17 protein-coding genes are annotated in these 18,849 nt (G+C 57.4%); 7 read left to right on the top strand and 10 right to left on the bottom strand.

Features of this window, described 5'->3' with window-relative positions; genetic code table 11:
• From dgcA to IF654_RS02490, 3 genes are all read right to left on the bottom strand, one after another.
• Entirely contained in the window at window positions 1-2,061 is a 2,061-nt protein-coding gene (dgcA, locus tag IF654_RS02500; protein WP_070414801.1) for a dimethylglycine demethylation protein DgcA, read from the bottom strand.
• A gap of 15 nt (window positions 2,062-2,076) precedes the next feature.
• Window positions 2,077-2,607 carry a DUF5943 domain-containing protein gene (locus IF654_RS02495; protein WP_047278151.1) on the bottom strand — a complete coding sequence of 177 codons (531 nt, stop codon included), beginning with the start codon at window positions 2,605-2,607 and terminating at the stop codon, window positions 2,077-2,079.
• A gap of 80 nt (window positions 2,608-2,687) precedes the next feature.
• The gene (locus IF654_RS02490) at window positions 2,688-3,665 is read right to left on the bottom strand and encodes a dipeptidase (protein WP_047278152.1); all 978 of its coding nucleotides are present in this window, start codon (window positions 3,663-3,665) and stop codon (window positions 2,688-2,690) included.
• 228 nt (window positions 3,666-3,893) lie between these two features.
• On the opposite strand from IF654_RS02490, the gene IF654_RS02485 reads away from it, so the two are divergent.
• Entirely contained in the window at window positions 3,894-4,295 is a 402-nt protein-coding gene (locus IF654_RS02485) for a lysozyme inhibitor LprI family protein (protein ID WP_047278154.1), read from the top strand.
• 56 nt (window positions 4,296-4,351) lie between these two features.
• On the opposite strand, the gene IF654_RS02480 is transcribed toward IF654_RS02485, so the two are convergent.
• Window positions 4,352-4,672 (bottom strand): hypothetical protein, encoded by a 321-nt coding sequence (locus IF654_RS02480; RefSeq protein WP_070414799.1) that lies wholly within the window; start codon window positions 4,670-4,672, stop codon window positions 4,352-4,354.
• A 164-nt stretch (window positions 4,673-4,836) separates the two neighbouring features.
• Here IF654_RS02480 and IF654_RS02475 point away from each other — a divergent pair, with 164 nt between their 5' ends.
• Window positions 4,837-5,253 carry a DUF3010 family protein gene (locus tag IF654_RS02475; RefSeq protein ID WP_047278158.1) on the top strand — a complete coding sequence of 139 codons (417 nt, stop codon included), beginning with the start codon at window positions 4,837-4,839 and terminating at the stop codon, window positions 5,251-5,253.
• Between the two features lie 109 nt (window positions 5,254-5,362).
• On the top strand, window positions 5,363-5,611 hold the full coding sequence (locus IF654_RS02470; RefSeq protein WP_047278159.1) for a hypothetical protein: 249 nt from the start codon (window positions 5,363-5,365) through the stop codon (window positions 5,609-5,611).
• 23 nt (window positions 5,612-5,634) lie between these two features.
• On the opposite strand, the gene gbdR is transcribed toward IF654_RS02470, so the two are convergent.
• From gbdR to IF654_RS02450, 4 genes are all read right to left on the bottom strand, one after another.
• Complete coding sequence (gene gbdR / locus IF654_RS02465; protein ID WP_047278161.1) at window positions 5,635-6,738, bottom strand: choline metabolism transcriptional regulator GbdR; 1,104 nt, start codon at window positions 6,736-6,738, stop codon at window positions 5,635-5,637.
• 352 nt (window positions 6,739-7,090) lie between these two features.
• Window positions 7,091-8,164, bottom strand: coding sequence for an RHS repeat-associated core domain-containing protein (locus IF654_RS02460; protein ID WP_080960256.1), 1,074 nt, complete (start codon window positions 8,162-8,164; stop codon window positions 7,091-7,093).
• A gap of 209 nt (window positions 8,165-8,373) precedes the next feature.
• Window positions 8,374-9,411 (bottom strand): RHS repeat-associated core domain-containing protein, encoded by a 1,038-nt coding sequence (locus IF654_RS02455; protein WP_194862793.1) that lies wholly within the window; start codon window positions 9,409-9,411, stop codon window positions 8,374-8,376.
• Window positions 9,412-9,700: 289 nt separating this feature from the next.
• Complete coding sequence (locus IF654_RS02450) at window positions 9,701-10,819, bottom strand: RHS repeat-associated core domain-containing protein (protein WP_052959710.1); 1,119 nt, start codon at window positions 10,817-10,819, stop codon at window positions 9,701-9,703.
• 426 nt (window positions 10,820-11,245) lie between these two features.
• On the opposite strand from IF654_RS02450, the gene IF654_RS02445 reads away from it, so the two are divergent.
• A complete protein-coding gene (locus tag IF654_RS02445) occupies window positions 11,246-11,596 on the top strand; it encodes a DUF6124 family protein (RefSeq protein ID WP_095022853.1) in 351 nt (116 codons plus the stop codon).
• A 62-nt stretch (window positions 11,597-11,658) separates the two neighbouring features.
• On the opposite strand, the gene IF654_RS02440 is transcribed toward IF654_RS02445, so the two are convergent.
• On the bottom strand, window positions 11,659-13,035 hold the full coding sequence (locus tag IF654_RS02440) for an L-serine ammonia-lyase (RefSeq protein WP_047278165.1): 1,377 nt from the start codon (window positions 13,033-13,035) through the stop codon (window positions 11,659-11,661).
• 349 nt (window positions 13,036-13,384) lie between these two features.
• Here IF654_RS02440 and IF654_RS02435 point away from each other — a divergent pair, with 349 nt between their 5' ends.
• The 3 genes from IF654_RS02435 to choV all read left to right on the top strand — a co-directional run bounded on the left by IF654_RS02435 (window position 13,385) and on the right by choV (window position 16,422).
• Entirely contained in the window at window positions 13,385-14,332 is a 948-nt protein-coding gene (locus tag IF654_RS02435) for a choline ABC transporter substrate-binding protein (protein ID WP_047278167.1), read from the top strand.
• Between the two features lie 69 nt (window positions 14,333-14,401).
• On the top strand, window positions 14,402-15,247 hold the full coding sequence (gene choW, locus IF654_RS02430) for a choline ABC transporter permease subunit (RefSeq protein ID WP_047279166.1): 846 nt from the start codon (window positions 14,402-14,404) through the stop codon (window positions 15,245-15,247).
• Complete coding sequence (choV, locus tag IF654_RS02425) at window positions 15,244-16,422, top strand: choline ABC transporter ATP-binding protein (RefSeq protein WP_047278170.1); 1,179 nt, start codon at window positions 15,244-15,246, stop codon at window positions 16,420-16,422. Before choW ends, choV begins: the two co-directional genes overlap by 4 nt.
• Before the next feature lie 174 nt (window positions 16,423-16,596).
• Here choV and IF654_RS02420 read toward each other — a convergent pair whose 3' ends face one another.
• Entirely contained in the window at window positions 16,597-18,552 is a 1,956-nt protein-coding gene (locus tag IF654_RS02420; RefSeq protein ID WP_230683794.1) for a BCCT family transporter, read from the bottom strand.
• Window positions 18,553-18,849: the final 297 nt, after the last annotated feature.

Raw genomic sequence — 18,849 nt, 5'->3', positions numbered from 1 at the left:
TCAGAAGTCCTTGCACAACCTGAGCGCGTCATAGATCGCCGCATGCACATTGCGTTGCGCCACGCAGTCACCAATGCGGAACAACAAGTACCCGTCACCCGCCTCGCTCAGGCACGGCTGCGGCTGTATCGCGAACAACGCTTCTACGTCTATCTGCCCTTTATTGCGCGAAGCGGGCTTGAGCGCGTAGTACAACGCTTCGTCCGGGCGCACGCCGTTTTCCACCACCACCTGGTCCAGCACGCGCTCTTCCCGAGCCCCGGTGTATTCGTTTTCCAGCACGGCAATCAGCGTGTCGCCTTCGCGGTACACCTGCTCCAGCATCATGTCGCCCGTCATGATGACTTCTTTGGGGTACAGGCTGCGGTAGTAGGTGGGGAACGAGGTGCCGCCAATCGCCACGCCGGGTTTGATGTCGTCGGTGACGATCTCGACCTGCGCGCCTTTCTCGGCCAAGAAGTCGGCCACCGACATGCCCGTGAATTCGCAAATGGTGTCGTACACCAGCACGTTTTTACCCGGCGCCACCTTGCCGTCCAGGACGTCCCAACTGCTGACCACCAACCCTTGGGCGGCGCCCCAGTGTTCGTTCTGTTCCACATACGCGTGCCCGCCCACGGCCAGCACCACGATGTCAGGGCGCAGGTCTAAAATCGTGGCCTCATCGGCCGCCGTTCCGAGCCGCACGTCTACGTTCAGGCGCGCCAGTTCCAGCTGAAACCAACGCGTGATGCCGGCCATCTGGTCACGCTGCGGGGCTTTGGCGGCCAGGCTGATTTGCCCGCCCATGGCCTCGCGCTTTTCAAACAGGGTCACGTGGTGCCCGCGTTCGGCCGCCACCCGCGCCGCTTCCATGCCCGCAGGGCCAGCGCCCACAATCACCACGCTGCGTTTGGGGCCGGTGGACTTCTGGATGAGGTGCGGCACGCCCATGTATTCACGGGAGGTGGCGGCGTTCTGGATGCACAGCACGTCCAGCCCCTGGTACTGACGGTCGATGCAGTAGTTGGCACCCACGCATTGTTTGATCTGATCGACCTGGCCCATTTTGATTTTGGCGATCAGGTGCGGGTCAGCGATGTGGGCACGGGTCATGCCGACCATGTCCACATAACCGCCTTCCAGGATGCGCGTGGCCTGGGTCGGGTCTTTGATGTTTTGTGCGTGCAGCACCGGCGCCTTGACCACCTCCTTGATGCCCGCCGCCAGGTGCAGGAACGGCTCAGGCGGGTAGCTCATGTTCGGGATGACGTTGGCCAGCGTGTTGTGAGTGTCGCAGCCCGAGCCGACCACGCCGATGAAATCCAGCATGCCGGTGTCGTCGTAATACTTTGCAATCTGCTTCATGTCCTCATGGCTCAGGCCATCGGGGTGAAACTCGTCGCCGCACAGGCGAATGCCCACACAAAAATCCGGGCCGACTTCGGCACGCACCGCTTTGAGCACTTCAAGGCCAAAACGCATGCGGTTTTCAAAACTGCCGCCCCATTCGTCGGTGCGTTTGTTGACGCGCGGGCTCCAGAACTGGTCGATCATGTGCTGGTGCACCGCCGACAGTTCCACGCCGTCCAGCCCACCTGCCTTGGCCCGGCCCGCGGCGCTGGCGTAGTTACCGATGATGCGCCAGATTTCTTCGGGTTCGATGGTTTTGCAGGTGGCGCGGTGCACCGGTTCGCGCACGCCTGAGGGCGACATCAGGGTCGGCCAGTTAAAACCGTCCCACCGCGAGCGACGGCCCATGTGGGTGATCTGGATCATGATTTTGGCGCCGTGCTTATGCATCGCATCGGCCAGGTTCTGAAAGTGCGGGATGATGCGGTCGGTGCTCAGGTTGACCGAACTCCACCACTCTTGCGGGCTGTCGATGGCCACCACCGATGAACCGCCACAAATAGCCAGCCCGATACCGCCCTTGGCCTTTTCTTCGTAGTACTGCACGTAGCGCTCGGTGGTCATGCCGCCGTCGGTGGCATACACCTCGGCATGGGCCGTGCTGAGCACACGGTTACGGATGGTCAACTTGCCGATTTGAATCGGCTCAAACATCGCTTCGAACGCCATATCCCGATCCTCGACTTACAACGGCTTGACGGTAAACAGGCCGTGGTCGTGGCCTTCTTGCGATCCGCTGTAGACCTGCTCGGCCACGGTGCGTAACTGACTGCCCCGCGCGTGCAGAATCTGGTCCATCGCCCCGGCAAACCAACCGGTGAACATGTAGTCGACCTTGCGCCCGACCTTGCCGTACACGTACACGAAGCACGAGTGTTGGAGCGTGACCGTGGCCGTCCCCGCGTCGAGGTCAATGGCCTGGATGTTGAACAGCCCCCAGCCGCGCTGCGACAGGCGTTTCATGTAGTGCTCGAACACCGCGACGCCTTCAAGGCCGTGGCATTGGGCTTCTTTTTCGCACCAATGCCAGGCGGATGTGTAACCGGCCTTGTAGAGAATCTCGGCGTACGCATCGGCCCCCAGCACGTCCTCGATGCCCCGGTGGTTGTTGACGAAAAAGTGGCGCGGCACGTACAGCATCGGCAAGGCGTCGGAGGTCCAGACGCCGGTTTCGCTGTCGACTTCGATGGGCAGTTGCGGGGCGATTTTAGCCATGGGTACCACTCCAGAAATTGATTCACAGTGTTGCGTGGCGCTGGCGCCTTACCGGTGAGCGCAGCAGGTGTGAGCGCGCGTCACTCGCCCCACACGTCCTTGAGCACGTTGACCCAGTTTTCCCCCATGATCTTGCGCACCAGGCGTTCGCTGTGGCCGCGCTTGAGCAGTGTTTCGGTGAGGTTGGGGAACTCGCCCACGGTGCGGATGCCCAGCGGGTTGATGATTTCGCCGAAGCGGGTCAGGCGCCGGGCGTAGCCTTTGTCGTGGGTCAGCATTTCGAAAAAATCCTGCCCATGGCCCTGGGTAAAGTCGGTGCCAATCCCGATGGCGTCTTCGCCCACGAGGTTGAGGGTGTATTCGATGGCCTCGGCGTAATCGTCGATGGTCGAATCGATGCCCTTGGCCAAAAACGGCGCGAACATGGTCACGCCGACAAAGCCGCCATGGTCGGCAATGAACTTGAGTTCTGCGTCGGATTTATTGCGCGGGTGTTCTTTAAGACCGGACGGCAAGCAGTGCGAATAGCAGACCGGTTTGGTGGAGGCCAGGATCACCTCTTCAGAGGTTTTGGCGCCCACATGGGACAGGTCGCACAGGATGCCGGCGCGGTTCATTTCGGCCACCACTTCATGCCCGAACCCCGACAGCCCGCCATCGCGTTCGTAGCAACCGGTGCCCACCAGGTTCTGCGTGTTGTAGCACAGCTGCACCACGCCGACGCCGAGCTGCTTGAAGATCTCGATATAGCCCAGTTGGTCTTCGAACGCATGGGCGTTCTGGAAGCCGAAAATGATCCCGGTCTTGCCCTGCTCCTTGGCGCGGCGGATGTCGGCCGTGGTCTTGACCGGGATGACCAGGTCACTGTTCTCGCGGATCAGCGTCTGGCTGGCGACGATGTTATTGATCGTCGCCTGAAACCCTTCCCACACGGACACGGTGCAGTTGGCCGCCGTCAGGCCCCCCTTGCGCATGTCTTCGAACAGGTCGCGGCTCCATTTGGCAATGATCAGCCCGTCGATAACGATGCTGTCGGCGTGCAACTCGGCTGGGCTCATCAGGCGTCCCCTTGGTGGCGATTGCGGCGCCGAATCGTCTGCCGGCGCTGTGGGGCCAGCATAGGCCGGGGGTTAAAAGCGGCCGGGTGCAAAAGCGACAGCGCGATTGCCGAAAGCGTCAATCCACGACAAAGCGCATCGCCGCCGCTTGATGGCCTATGCTGCCTGACTGTTATTTGGGGGGCGGTTCAGCCAGAATCGGTCCCAACTCTGGATTAGGAAGGCGCAATGAAATCGATTCTCCTGGCCTTGGCGTTGATCACAAGCGGCGCATACGCGGCCGATGATGCCGACTTCAACCCCTGTGACGCGGTCGAAAACGACCAGCAAACCCTGGCGTGTTCGGTGTTCAGCCGCAACGCTGCCGAGCAGTTGCTGACCGATAACTACGAAGCCCTGCAAGCCCGCATGACCTCGTTGTATGGCAGCAACCCGACCCAACTCAACAACATCACCAGCAAAATCAAAACCGCCCAATCGTTGTGGTTGCACCAGCGCGACGCCGATTGCGCGGTTGCCGTGTTCCCGGCCACGGCAGGCACCGAGGCGTTCAACATTGCGCAGAACGACTGCATTGCCCGCGTCAGCGATGACCGCTCGGAGTTTTTGGAATCGATTGGGCAGGAATGAATGCGACAGCTACCGCCTTGGCTGGCGCGTAAAGGCGGGGGGCTGTCGCGAGCACCTTAATCAACAATCTTGATGCTCAGTGCATCTGAAGTGCCTTGGTCGGTCGTGTACGTCACAGTTGCCGTTTGACCTGAAAATTGGCTGTACCAGCCTGATTCCAGACGTAGCCTCAGTGGCGTTGTGCCGCTCGTGGTGCCACTCACATGCCGATCATGGGTGCCGACCTTGAAGTTGGCGGTCAACTTGGTGTTGTCGGGCAGGCCAGAGACGACCACATTCACGTGGGTTCCATTGCCTTTTATGGAAATTTCCTTCAGTTCAATATTTTGAGAGTTTTGAACGGTAGGCGCTGGCAGATTTTGTTTTTTAGCACTCATGTCAATACATCCTTTGTGTTGAGTTAATACATCGGGGAGTACAACGTGCACGCTGACACTCACGCACTGCCCAGCACTTATCCGTGAATACGGCCCCCTAAAATACTGTCAGAAATAACAGACTCGACGACTGGTTCACGTCACTCACTCAACACAGGTTTTTTATGACTATTTGCGGCATTGATATCAAAGGCAGTGAAGCCATTTTCGCCGTGGCCACCCAAGGCGCCCACGGTCTGGAGCACGTGGCCATTGCCACTAAAAAGATTGCCCTGGACGACGATGAAAACGCCGCTCATGTCAAAGCGTTTGCTGCCTCGATCGCGGCCTTTGTGGACACCCACGCCATCACGCGCATTGCCATCAAAAAAAGGAGTAAAAAAGGCGAGTTTGCCGGTGGCCCGACCACGTTCAAGATCGAGGGCATCATCCAGTTGCTGGACCACTGCGACGTGCAATTGCTCTCGCCGCAAACCCTGACCGCGCAATTCAAAAAACACGCGTTCGACCTGCCTGCGTCGCTCAACAAATACCAACATGACGCTTACAAAACAGCGTGCGCCGCCTTGTTAAAAGCCTGAAAACGACCTGCTTTTAGGCAAACCAGACATCCGGTCAACGTGCGCTTGCCCATCGCCACGAGCACGACCAGACTCACTTCACGTTCATGCCCTGCAGAAGGATAAAACTATGATGCACGCAGACTTGATTGATGAAGTGGACCTGGTCAACCAGTTGCGCTCGCTGGGCTTTGAGGTGTCGGGCAGCGCGGAGCAGGCCTGCAAGAGCGCGGTGTGCGGTTTGAGTGAAACCGGCGCGCAGGCACTCAAACAGATGGTCGAAAAACTCTACACCGGCAACGCCACACTCTTGCCAGCGGTGCGCCAAGCCATCGACCAACAACTGCTACCGGGGCTGGTGCGTTTCAAACGCACCTGATTGCCCCCGACCCAGGCGTGCGGTTACAGCCGCACGCTGGCAAACGTCGATTCATTGCGCGCTTGGTTCAACGCCGACAGCGGCCCCGCCAGCGGGCTGAGCAGCAACGACTGCGGGATCGGCACCAACGTGGTCTGTTGCGCGGTGTTGGAGCCTACGCGCTCATCGCGCGGCGGAATGCCAAAATACTCGCGGTAACATTTCGAAAAGTGCGGCGTTGACACAAACCCGCACACCGCCGCCACTTCGATGATCGACATCGGCGTTTGCTTGAGCAGTTGCCGGGCCCGGACCAGCCGCAGCTTGAGGTAATAACGCGACGGCGAACAATGCAGGTATTTCTGGAACAGCCGCTCCAGTTGGCGACGCGACACCGTCACGTACTCGGCCAGCTCGTCAAGGTCGATGGGCTCCTCAAGGTTGGCCTCCATCAACGCCACGATTTCCTGCAACTTGGGCTGATTGGTGCCGAGCATGTGCTTGAGCGGCACGCGCTGGTGGTCTTGCTCGTTGCGAATACGCTCGTAGACAAACATCTCGGAAATCGCCGCCGACAACTCGCGGCCATGATCGCGGCTGATCAGGTGCAGCATCATGTCCAGCGGCGCCGTGCCGCCCGAGCTGGTAAACCGGCAACGGTCCAAGGTGAACAAACGGGTGCTCATCGACACCCGCGGGAAGGCTTCCTGCATCGACGCCAGGCACTCCCAATGCACGCTGCAATCAAACCCGTCGAGCAAACCGGCGTACGCCAGCGCCCAACTGCCGGTGCACACCGCGCCCAACCGGCGGGACTGACGCGCCTGACTTTGCAACCATGAAACGTGTTCGCGGGTAACAGTGCGTTGAATACCGATACCGCCGCACACAATCACCATGTCCAGCGCCGGGGCCTTGTGCATGCTGGCATCGGGCGTGACTTGCAGGCCGTCACTGGCCCACACCTGACTGCCATCGGCGGTGAGCGTGGACCAGCGATACAACTCGCGGCCGGACAACTGATTGGCCATGCGCAAGGGCTCTATCGCGGAGGCCAGGGAAATGAGCGTGAAATTGTCCAGCAGCAAAAAGCCGATGGATTGAGGCGCACGGTTCTGGGGTTGAGCCCCGGAGTTGAACGACGTCATCGCAGTATCTCCTCACACAATGCAGAGAATGGCCCAGGCGCAGGCTCTTGTTATTGCCCACTTGGCTGGGGGCTTGGCGAAGACAACGCAAATGCCATGCCTAAACTTGAATAGGCATTCAATAAAGCCTGAAAACGACGTCGCAATGGGGCTGGGTGGGAGGCCGAGCCAGTGGGGTTATCGCCTGATCAACTGGCACGTCACCGTGCTTGCACCAACATTGCGCACATCGGTAGCACTTAGGGCAAATCCTGGGAACAACCCCGACAGGCAGTGTCACCGACCTCACAGGTTTCCTTTAATGCTCTCAAAAGAGTCAGTACGCACTGGAAAGAAGCGCCATGCCCGCGCCTCAAGAGTCTCTAATAGGGTTGAAACTAACGGGTTCATAGCCAAGAAACTTCCACCGAGAATCAAGAACTTGCTCTTTCGTTTTGACCAGCACCTCTTTTCTCGGTACAAAAAAACTGTCATCCCAGACAACGTCCTTGCCTTCAAGCTGCCTAAAACTTTTTATTAATCTTTTGGGGCCATAAAAATCATGTACCGGTCCTATGTACCCTTTAACTGGCAACCCCGTAATATTAGATAATTTTTGCCCAAGTGAGGTTGCCCCCCCATCAGCAGAATGGCAAGACAGCAGCCTGATTGATGAGTAACCTTTATAGCCCGCCTCATCCAGAAGCTTGGCTATGCTGTTGGCCCCATGTAATATCGAATTTTTTGCAGCAATATACCCAGCACCACCATGCGCATGTATCGTCAGTCGAGAAGTTCCACCCTTTCTCGTTTCTTTCGCTGCCGCGACACCAGGAGCAATTTCCTTAAGTTCATAAAATTCGGTAAATTTTTTTGAATCTGGAATTTTTTTTGAAAAAAAGCCTTTTCCAATTGGTGTAAACCCTTTGCTCAGTTTCACCATAAAAGAAATATGCCCACTTCGATCCTCTCGGCCAACTGGATCCCCATCACAATACCCATAACTATTAATCCCGCCCCGCCCAAATGGGCTCCAACTGTCAGGACTATTAAACCGCATCAATACCGGATTAAACGCCCGATACCCATTGCCCAATAAATAATGCCCGGTCACGGGGTCAGCACGCTCGCCATTAAACCCCAATAGACTGATTAATCCATTTTCTGCCGGGCGATGGCCGTAAGCGTTATAAGCCATCGAGTGATGTTTATCGGCACCCACTGCGTGCAACACCGATTGCTGTAAATCCGTGCCCAATAAGTGGCACTCATCTTTCGTACGGTCACGTCGCCTTTGAGCCAATAACCGCCCGTCCTGTTGGAACACGCTATAACTCTGCGTGCCCTCAAGCTCCGTCGTCATTCGCGATTGATTGTAGAAGCGTTGAATACCCGCCGTTTGGATCAATCGGTCGAGGGGGTCGTAGTGATAATGGTAGGTTGCCATCGGCTTAGGCTCGGCTCAGGGATACCGTCAAATTGCGCTCGCTCGCCCACGTTGACTACTGGCAATTATGTCAGGTGGGCGCTGGAAACATCCCAGCCTGACACGGGTCGGCAGCCATCAGGTTTAATCGATCGCCACTGTCTTCGGCATACAGCAAGGGCGCTGTATTGAGCACATATCGTTAAGTACCCACTCACTCCTCGTTTTTTTTAAAAAGGTGCTTCCGCTGATCTTGGGAGAATCAAACGACCGGCACCCTCTCCACGCCTAATTAATATTGCATTAGCGATATGGGGTCTCAAAAGCGTTTGAGTGGTGTATTCCTTATCTATGCCTTTGTGAATAGTTGTGACGTAATCAACCTCGGGCTTCATGCGTGAAAAGCTTTCTACAAAAACATTAAAAACCGTCGCATTACCGCCAGATTCTCTCGCGGTTAATTCAGCATACCCTTTTGCCAAAACAGGATCCTGGGTTATATAAAACCCTTTCCCCAGTTGATTTTTTCCTATGCTTAAATCCGTATCTATTCCTTTAAAAAGGTTTTTTTGATGCTTATCCGTAGAACCGTGGTAACCCACAAAATCAAGATTGTCTCTCGTGACTCTCTGCGGTGTAAAAGAAGACTGTCGCTGCAACGCCCTATGAGTCATAGGCCTGCCCACTACAATCCGTTCAAAATTACTGACAGTCTTGCGTTTAATAAAACTTCTTACTAACGACCCCAAGCCCTGAAAAAAAGAGAGCACACCATGCGCATCAGGATCGTAATTATTAACCGGATCATCGCTACAATAGCCATAATTATTAATGCCGCCTCGTTCAAATGGGCTCAAACTGTCAGGACTATTAAACCGCATCAATACCGGATTAAAGGCACGATACCCATTACCCAATAAATAATGCCCGGTCACGGGATCAGCACGCTCACCATTAAATCCCAATAAACTGATCAAGCCATTTTCTACCGGGCGATGGCCGTAAGCGTTATAAGCCATCGAGTAATGCTTATCGGCACTCACTGCGTGCAACACCGATTGCTGTAAATCCGTGCCCAATAAGTGGCACTCATCTTTCGTACGGTCACGTCGCCTTTGAGCCAATAAACGCCCGTCCTGTTGGAACACGCTATAACTCTGCGTGCCCTCAAGCTCCGTCGTCATTCGCGATTGATTGTAGAAGCGTTGAATACCCGCCGTTTGGATCAGGCGATCAAGGGGGTCGTAGTGATAATGGTAGGTTGCCATCGGCTTAGGCTCGGCTCAGGGATACCATCAAATTGCGCTCGCTCGCTGTCAGGTGGGCGCTGGAAACATCCCAGCCTGACACGGGTCGGCGGCCATCAGGTTTAATCGATCGCCACTGTCTTCGGCATACAGCAAGTGCGCTGTATTGAGCACATCGTTAGCACGTTCGTGAAGCAGGCAAGAAGTAACCGTATCACCCAACGTGCAGATGAGAAATGTAAACTGAAAGAGAGCGGGGTACGCTGTAAAAGCGCTGCCCTAATATTCACATTACCCCCATCACTTTCAATCACCATCCCTCTTCATCAAGCCATCCGTCTTGATCAAACCATCTTGACCGATGTCTTTTTTGCACTTTACCCGACGGAAAATATTTCTTCTTCGTGACGTTTTTTCGCAGAACACTTACTTGATCCGTAATAGCCAAGTCTCTGCCCATTTGTTGTCTGAAAGCAAGCGCAATCTGACGCGGCGCAGTACCACTCCATACGCCCCCTTCATAACCTTTAACACGACGTTTGGTGAGTTTGGCAAACATATAAGCAAAGGACCTAAACCCCATATCACCTGAATGACAGCTGATCAGGCGAACCGTATCAAACTCCCCAAAACCGCTTTTTTTAACGGCCTCATACACCCTTTCAGGAAAAATATTTTTATTGCCGCTTTTCATCATGCCCCCAATGCCTTGCGTATAACTTCCGTGCGCATGAATATTGAGCCTCCTTCCAGCAGAATTATAATCACCTGCAATATATATATCAGGCATGATCTCTTGTATCGAATCAAAGGTTTTAATAACTGAGCGATGTCCACTTATCACTTTCGGATCAAGAGACTTCCGTGCACGCCTTAGAAATTTTTCAGTGTTCAACCCTTGTAAAATACGCCCGCCTAAAAATGCAAAAGGTGCATGCCCATCAGTATCGATCAGATTGACAGGATCGTCCAAACCATAGGCATATCTATTAGCCCCCCCTCGTTCAAATGGGCTCCAACTGTCCGGACTATTAAACCGCATCAATACCGGATTAAAGGCCCGATACCCATTACCCAATAAATAATGCCCGGTCACGGGATCAGCACGCTCACCATTAAACCCCAATAAACTGATCAAGCCATTTTCTACCGGACGATGGCCGTAAGCGTTATAAGCCATCGAGTGATGTTTATCGGCACCCACTGCATGCAACACCGATTGCTGTAAATCCGTGCCCAATAAGTGGCACTCATCTTTCGTACGGTCACGTCGCCGTTGAGCCAATAACTGACCGTCATGTTGGAACACGCTATAACTCTGCGTACCCTCAATCTCCGTCGTTATGCGCGATTGATTGTAGAAGCGTTGAATACCCGCCGTTTGGATCAATCGGTCGAGGGGGTCGTAGTGATAATGGTAGGTTGCCATCGGCTTAGGCTCGGCTCAGGGATACCATCAGATTGCGCTCGCTCGCCCACGTTGACTACTGGCAACGTTGACAGGTTGGCGGGGGTTGCTGGCGGGTGAAATCAGGCGATTCGTACGACGCCTCCCTTTCATTCCGAGGAAACTTCCGAGAAAATCCCGCTCGCTTGCGCCGCTCACATTCGGGGTCTAGTCTCGCCCCGTCGCTGCCAAATCAGCGACCGGGTTTAGTAGCCTGAATATCACACGGCGCAATGCGCCACCTCCGCGAGGCGCTTTTTTTCGGCCTCCGCTTTATGGTGGCCGTGCGCAGGGCGCCTTCGGGCGCGCCGGTTTCCGTGTGCTCCGGTCTACTAACCTGCGTACGGCTGCCACCCATTCGTTTAGTAGCGAACGGTGACAGCTCCACTAATGCACACGGAGTTGTTCATGAAAAAAATTGTTCCCGATCCGCCCGCTTTCACCCTGCCGGATGCGGCTGAGTGCACGCCCGAGTCACTGGACCGTGCGGCCGCCAATCGCGCGCTCGACTACTACCTCACCGACCATCGGCCTGTTCGTATTGCGGGCAGTTGCACGTATGCCATCCCCAACAGCGTCAATTTAGAAGCGGCTTTGGCCCAAGCGTCAGACTTGTTGCGCTGCATGGGGGCAACGGCGAACGAGGCGGGGAATGGTTTGCACGGGGCGCAGCGCGATGTGGTGCTGTCGATTGTGCACCTGGCGGAGCTGGCCAGAGCGTATGTCGATAAATCGCTGGATTGTCTGGTGACGCACTAAGCCGCACGCGCCTGCTTGGCGACAGGCGCGTCAAACCGTCCTTGGCCCCGCCGCCGGGGCATTCAGCACTCCACGGCACTCACCGCCAGCCCGCCGCGTGAGGTTTCTTTGTATTTGTCGTGCATGTCGGCGCCGGTGTCGCGCATCGTGCGGATCACCCGGTCCAGTGAAATAAAGTGCTGGCCATCCCCACGCAAGGCCATTTGCGCCGCATTGATGGCTTTCACCGCCGCGATGGCATTGCGCTCGATGCACGGCACTTGCACCAACCCGCCCACCGGGTCGCAGGTCAGGCCCAGGTTGTGTTCCAGGCCAATTTCTGCGGCATTGCACAGTTGCTCGGGCGTCGCGCCGAGGATCTGCGCCAGCCCCGCCGCTGCCATGGCGCAGGCCGAACCGACCTCCCCCTGGCAGCCCACTTCGGCGCCGGAGATCGAGGCGTTCTTTTTGCACAAAATGCCGATGGCCGCCGCGCTTAATAAATAGTCGACCACGTGGGCTTCGCTGACGTCCTCGCTGAATTTCATGAAGTAGTGCAGCACTGCGGGGATGATGCCCGCCGCGCCGTTGGTGGGTGCCGTGACCATGCGCCCGCCTGCGGCGTTTTCTTCGTTGACCGCCAGTGCAAACAGGTTGACCCATTCCATCGCGCTGAGGGTTGAGCCGATGACATTAGGTTTGCCCAGCTCCAGCAGGCTGCGGTGCAACCGCGCGGCGCGGCGGCGCACGTTTAACCCGCCGGGCAGGATGCCTTCGTGGGTGAGGCCCTGTTCGACACAGTCTTGCATGGCGCGCCAGAGGGTCATGAGCCCGCAGCGGATGTCGTCTTCGCTGCGCCATGTGCGTTCGTTGGCCATCATTAGGGCGGCCACGCTCAGGTGGTGCGTGCGGCACAGCTCAAGCAACGCCACGGCGCTGTCAAAGTCATAGGGCAATTGGCTGCGGTCGGCATCGGCCAGGCCGCTGGCGGCTTGCGCTGCGTCCACCACAAAGCCGCCGCCCACCGAGTAATAGGTGTCGCGGTGCAGTTCGCCGTGGTGGGTAGACGCGATCAGGGTCAAGGCGTTGGGGTGAAACGGCAGGTTCTGCTCGATCAAGCGCATGTCCCGCGTCCATTCAAAGGCAATGGGCAGGTCGCCGTTGAGCAACAGGGTGTTGCAATCGCGCACGTGCGCGATGCGCGGAGCGATGCAGGCCGGGTCTATGGTGTCCGGCCATTCGCCCATCAGCCCCATGATGACGGCATTGTCGCTGCCATGGCCCACGCCGGTGGCGGCCAACGAGCCGTACAACTGCACTTCGACGCGTTGCACCTGTTGCAGTTGATCGCGCTCGCGCAACCCTTGCACGAACAACGCCGCCGCCCGCATCGGCCCTACGGTGTGGGAGCTGGAGGGGCCAATGCCAATTTTGAACAGGTCAAACACGCTGATAGCCATGTGCACAAACCTCGGGGGATGAGTGCGCCCATCATCAGCCCTCTTGCGCCGCGCAAAACGCCCACCTGCGACCCACGGTTGCCCGCCAGCGCCTTCGCCGTTTTAAACGCGGGCGCGACGCTAAACACGCGGTTTTCAGGCGATAAATTTCCAGATACGACCTCGCAGGCATCAGATACGACCCTCCCTGTACTGGATGCGACGCTCCCTGTAGGCGTTTGAATTTGACTGTTACATGATCGTTCTTGACTCGATTGCACGATGCCCGGTCAGCCCGGCATTGCCCAACCGCAACTGATACGTACGGTTTCACGCTCGAAACCGCCCCACGAACGCCAGGAGTCGAACCATGAACCACACCCGATCAGTGTTGTTGGCTGCACTGTTGAGTCTGCCGGTCATCACCCACGCCGCCGAACCTGCGCAATGCGCCACAGTGAACTTCTCGGATGTCGGCTGGACAGACATCACCGTCACCACCGCCGTCGCCAGCACGTTGCTGGACGCACTCGGTTACACGACTAAAACCACCATGATTTCGGTGCCGGTCACCTACAAGTCGCTGGCGGACGGCAAGAACATGGACGTGTTTTTGGGCAACTGGATGCCGACCATGGAGAACGACATCAAGCCGTATCGCGACGCCGGGACGGTGGAGACCGTGCGCGCCAACCTGGAGAACGCCAAGTACACGCTTGCCGTCCCTGAAGCGCTCTACAACAAGGGCTTGAAGGACTTTGCCGACTTGCCGAAGTTCAAGCAGGAACTGGGCGCGAAGATCTATGGCATCGAGCCCGGCAATGACGGCAATCGCATGATCCAGACCATGATCGACAAGAACGCGTTCGGCTTGAAAGACGCCGGGTTCAAAGTGGTGGAATCCAGCGAGGCGGGGATGCTGTCGCAGGTCGACCGCGCGCAGCGCCGTGGCACTGACGTGGTGTTTCTGGGCTGGGAACCGCACCCGATGAACACCCGTTTCAAAATGAAATACCTCACCGGCGGTGACGATTTCTTTGGCCCCAATTATGGGCAGGCCACCATCTACACCAATACCCGCAAGGGCTATTCCGAGGAGTGCAGCAACGTGGGTCAGTTGCTGAAAAACCTGGTGTTCAGCCTGGACATGGAAAGCACCTTGATGGGCGAGGTGCTGGATAAAAAGATCAAGCCAAACGTGGCCGCCAAGGCGTGGCTCAAACAGAACCCGCAGGTGCTCGACACGTGGTTAGCGGGCGTGACAACGCTGGATGGCAAACCGGGTCTGGAGGCCGTGAAAGCCAGCCTTGCGCAGTAATTGCGGGCGCCGGGCAACGGGTTTGCCGGGCGCCGTTTCCATTCCCCCTGCATGCGGACGTTCACTACCATGCTGATCGATCAAAAAATCCCTTTAGGCCAGTACATTGCGGGCTTTGTCGACTGGTTGACGCAACACGGCGCCAGCACGTTCGATGCCATCGCGACGTCGCTGGAAACGATGATCCACGGCGTGACGTTTGCGCTGACCTGGTTCAACCCTTTTGTCTTTATCGGGCTGATCGCCCTGCTGGCGCATGTCATCCAGCGCAAATGGGCGCTGACGGTGTTTGTGGCGCTGTCGTTTCTGCTGATCCTGAACCTGGGCTATTGGCAGGAAACCATGGAGACCCTGGCGCAGGTGCTGTTTGCCACGTTCGTGTGCGTGATTATCGGGGTCCCGCTGGGGATTCTCGCGGCGCACAAACCCATGTTCTACACTTTTATGCGACCGGTACTGGATCTGATGCAGACCGTTCCTACGTTCGTTTACTTGATCCCCACCTTGACCCTGTTTGGGCTCGGGGTAGTGCCGGGGTTGATTTCAACCGTTGTGTTCGCCATTGCGGCGCCGATCCGCCTGACCTATCTGGGCATTCGCGACGTGCCACACGAACTGCTGGATGCGGGCAAGGCGTTTGGCTGCTCGCGACGCCAACTGCTGACCCGCATCGAACTGCCCCATGCCATGCCGAGCATCGCGGCGGGCATCACGCAATGCATCATGTTGTCGTTGTCGATGGTGGTCATCGCCGCGCTGGTCGGGGCTGACGGCCTGGGCAAGCCGGTGGTCAACGCGCTCAACACCGCTGACATCGCGCTGGGCTTTGAAGCCGGGCTGGCGATTGTGTTGTTGGCCATCATGCTCGACCGGATCTGCAAGCAGCCGGACGCCAAGAAAGGAGCCGACGCATGAGCATTATTCGCTTCGATAACGTAGACGTGATTTTCGCCAAAGACCCGCGTGAGGCGCTGGGTTTGCTGGATCAGGGGATGACCCGTGACCAGATCCTGAAAAAAACCGGTCAGATTGTGGGCGTCGAAAAGGCCAGCCTGGACATCGACAAGGGTGAAATTTGCGTATTGATGGGCTTGTCCGGCTCGGGCAAATCCAGCTTGCTGCGCTGTATCAATGGCCTGAACACCGTCAGCCGTGGCCATTTGTACGTGGAGCATGAAGGCAAGCAAATCGACATCGCCTCGTGCAGCCCGGCCGAGCTGAAGATGATGCGCACTCAACGGATTGCCATGGTGTTTCAGAAGTTCGCGTTGATGCCGTGGCTGACCGTGCGCGAGAACATCAGTTTTGGGCTTGAGATGCAGGGTCGACCGGAGAAAGAGCGGCGCACGCTGGTGGATGAAAAACTGGAGCTGGTGGGCCTGACCCAATGGCGCAATAAAAAACCGGATGAGCTGAGTGGCGGCATGCAGCAGCGGGTCGGGCTGGCGCGCGCCTTGGCGATGGACGCCGACATTTTGCTGATGGATGAGCCGTTTTCAGCGCTCGACCCGTTGATCCGCCAGGGGTTGCAGGACGAACTGCTGGAGCTGCAACGCAAGCTGAGCAAGACCATTGTGTTTGTCAGCCATGACCTGGATGAAGCGCTGAAGCTGGGCAGCCGCATCGCGATCATGAAAGACGGGCGCATCATCCAGTACAGCAAACCTGAAGAGATCGTCCTCAACCCGGCGGATGATTACGTGCGCACCTTTGTCGCCCACACCAACCCACTGAACGTGTTGTGCGGGCGCAGCCTGATGCGTTCGCTGGACAACTGCAAACGGGTCAATGGTTCGGTGTGCATTGATCCGGGGGATGATTCCTGGATTGACCTGGCGCAGGGCAACACCATCAAGGGTGTACGCCAGGGGGCGACGTCACTGAATTTGCAGCAGTGGCAGCACGGGCAGGCCGTGGAAGGACTGGGCCGCGGCCCGACGCTGGTGGACAGCAACATTGGCATGCGTGATGCGTTGCAGATTCGTTACCAGACGGGCAACAAACTGGTGCTGCATGACAATCAGCAAGTGGTGGGGATTTTGGGGGATACGGAGCTGTATCACGCGTTGTTAGGCAAGAATTTAGGTTAGACGCCGGCCTTCGCCCCAGCCCTCTCCCACAGAGAAAGGGTTGGGGTGGCCAGACGATTTAACTGAATGAACGGGCTCTCGCTAACGCCTCAATCAGCCCCCTCTCCCTGCGGGAGAGGGTTGGGGTGAGGGCAAGGGCCAACACGGCCGACCCTGCCTTGCACCCCGCTCCACTCAGCTATACACCCGGCCAAGGAGTTGGCGATGGCTTTCGAACTGGTCGAGCACGTCACGGGTGATCTGGTCATCCGTGAAGCCCATCAAGTCGTACTCCTGGCTGCCGTTGTGCAAATACACTTCGGCACGGTAGTAACGGCTGCGCACTTCTTCGCTGCTCGCCGCGTTTTGCTCCGACTCGCTTGGAGCCGCCAGGTAGCCGTCCAGGCTGACTTCGTAAACGAACGGGTTGCCCTCGTCCATTTCAACCCGCACACCCATGCAACGCTTGGCTTTGCCCAGCAGGGTTTGTACGTCCAGGCCCTGACTGCGCAAATGCACGGCCGCTTCTTCCAGCGCGGGCGTCACGTGTTTGTCCATGAAGCGCTGAACCACCGCTTGGGTCGGTTGAAGCTCTTGGGCGGTCAAGCGCTCGCTGAAGAAACCACGACGTCCACGCGCCGCCAGTTCGGCCTGTTCCAGTTCCATTTGGGCGTCCTGACGCATCGCTTTGTGCAGGCCGAACATGAACAGGATCAGCACCACCGAGAACGGCAGGCCCGCCAACACCACCATGGTTTGCATCGCCGCAAAGTTACCGGCGAACAACAGACCGATGGTCACCAGCGTAATCACCACCGACCAGAAGATTCGCAGCCAGTGCGGGGCGTCTTCGTCGACGTCGCCGCCTTTGCAGGACAGGTTGGCCATCATCACGGCGCCCGAGTCGGCGGGTGTCAGGAACAACACAAAGCCAACAAAGATCGACACGCCGATCACGATTTTCGACGCCGGGTAGTGCTCAAGCAGTTGGTAAATCGCCATCGACGGCTGTTCCAGCGCGGTTTTGCCCAGTTCCACCGCGCCCTGGTTGACCACCAGATCCAGCGCCGAGTTACCGAAGATCGACAGCCATGCCAGGGTGAAGCCCAGCGGGATCAGCAGCACGCCCGCCACCAGCTCACGCACGGTGCGGCCACGGGAAATACGCGCGATGAACATGCCGACAAACGGGGCCCAGGAAATCCACCAGGCCCAGTAGAACAGGGTCCACAGGCCCAGCCAGCCTTCGGTTTTGCCGGTGTCGCCTGCATACACGTACAGGTCGAAGGTTTTCATGATCAAGCCGTTGAGGTAGTCACCGGTGTTCTGCACAAAGCCGTTGAGCAGGTGCAGGGTCGGGCCGAACAACAACACAAAAATCAGCAAGCCACTGAACAGCACGATGTTCAGGTTGGACAGGCGACGAATGCCGTTTTCAACACCGGAGACCGCCGCGATGGTGGCCACGGTGCTCATCACGATGATGACGATCAGCAGGTTGGTATTGCTGTGTTCCATGCCGAACAGGTTTTCCAGCCCGGAGGACACTTGCATCGCACCAATGCCCAGGTTGGTCACCAGGCCGAGCAAGGTGACGAACATGCCGAAACCGTCCACCGCGTGGCCCGCAGCGCCTTTGACCCAACGCTCGCCCATCAGCGGGTACAGCGCCGAACGCAAGGCCAGCGGCTGGTTGTGACGGTACGCAAAGTACGCCACGGCCAACCCGACCAACGCGTAGATCGCCCAGCCGTGCAGGCCCCAGTGCAGGAAGGTCAGTTGCAGCGCCTGACGCGCCGCTTCATGGCTGCCCGACACGCCTTCAGGCGGGTTGAAGTAGTGGTCCAGCGGCTCGGAGGCGCCGAAGTACAGCAAGGAGATGCCGATGCCCGAGGAGAACAGCATCCCGGCCCAGGCGCCGTAGCTGAAATCCGGGGTGTCTTGCTTGGTCCCCAGTTTCAGTTTGCCGTACGAGGAGAACGCCAGCCCGACCACAAAAATCAGGTAAGCGGCGATCACCACCATGTAGTACCAACCGAAGGTCCGCGACAGCCACTCTTGGGCAACGCCCAACACGCGGCCGGCTTCTTCGGGAGCGGCGATCAAGATGGCAGTCAACAACAGTATCAAGGCAGTGGAGGTGTAAAACACCCAACCGTTGACCGTCACCTTTTGCGGTGGGGTCTTTATAAGAGAGGCAGAACTCATTGCACGGATGCTCCAGGCAGTGCGAGAGAAGAACGATCAGCAACGCACCACCCGACTATTCGCTTAGATAGCGACCAACGGTCGGGTGATATAAAGACACCGCAAAAAAAACGGCCCCTGTGAACGCAACCTTTGTCGCAGCACGCAGGCTGGCGAAAATCCCAAGAGCGCCGCGCCTGTGCCTCTGGCGCGTCTATCGGTCATGACCTTCGCGAGCCGGTGTGCTCCTGCAAAATCAGG

Origin of the sequence: Pseudomonas lundensis (assembly GCF_015377145.2) — a bacterium.
GTDB classification, from domain to species: Bacteria; Pseudomonadota; Gammaproteobacteria; order Pseudomonadales; family Pseudomonadaceae; genus Aquipseudomonas; species Aquipseudomonas lundensis.
Note: the sequence above shows the minus strand (reverse complement) of the source record. Positions and strands in the feature narration are given on the sequence as shown.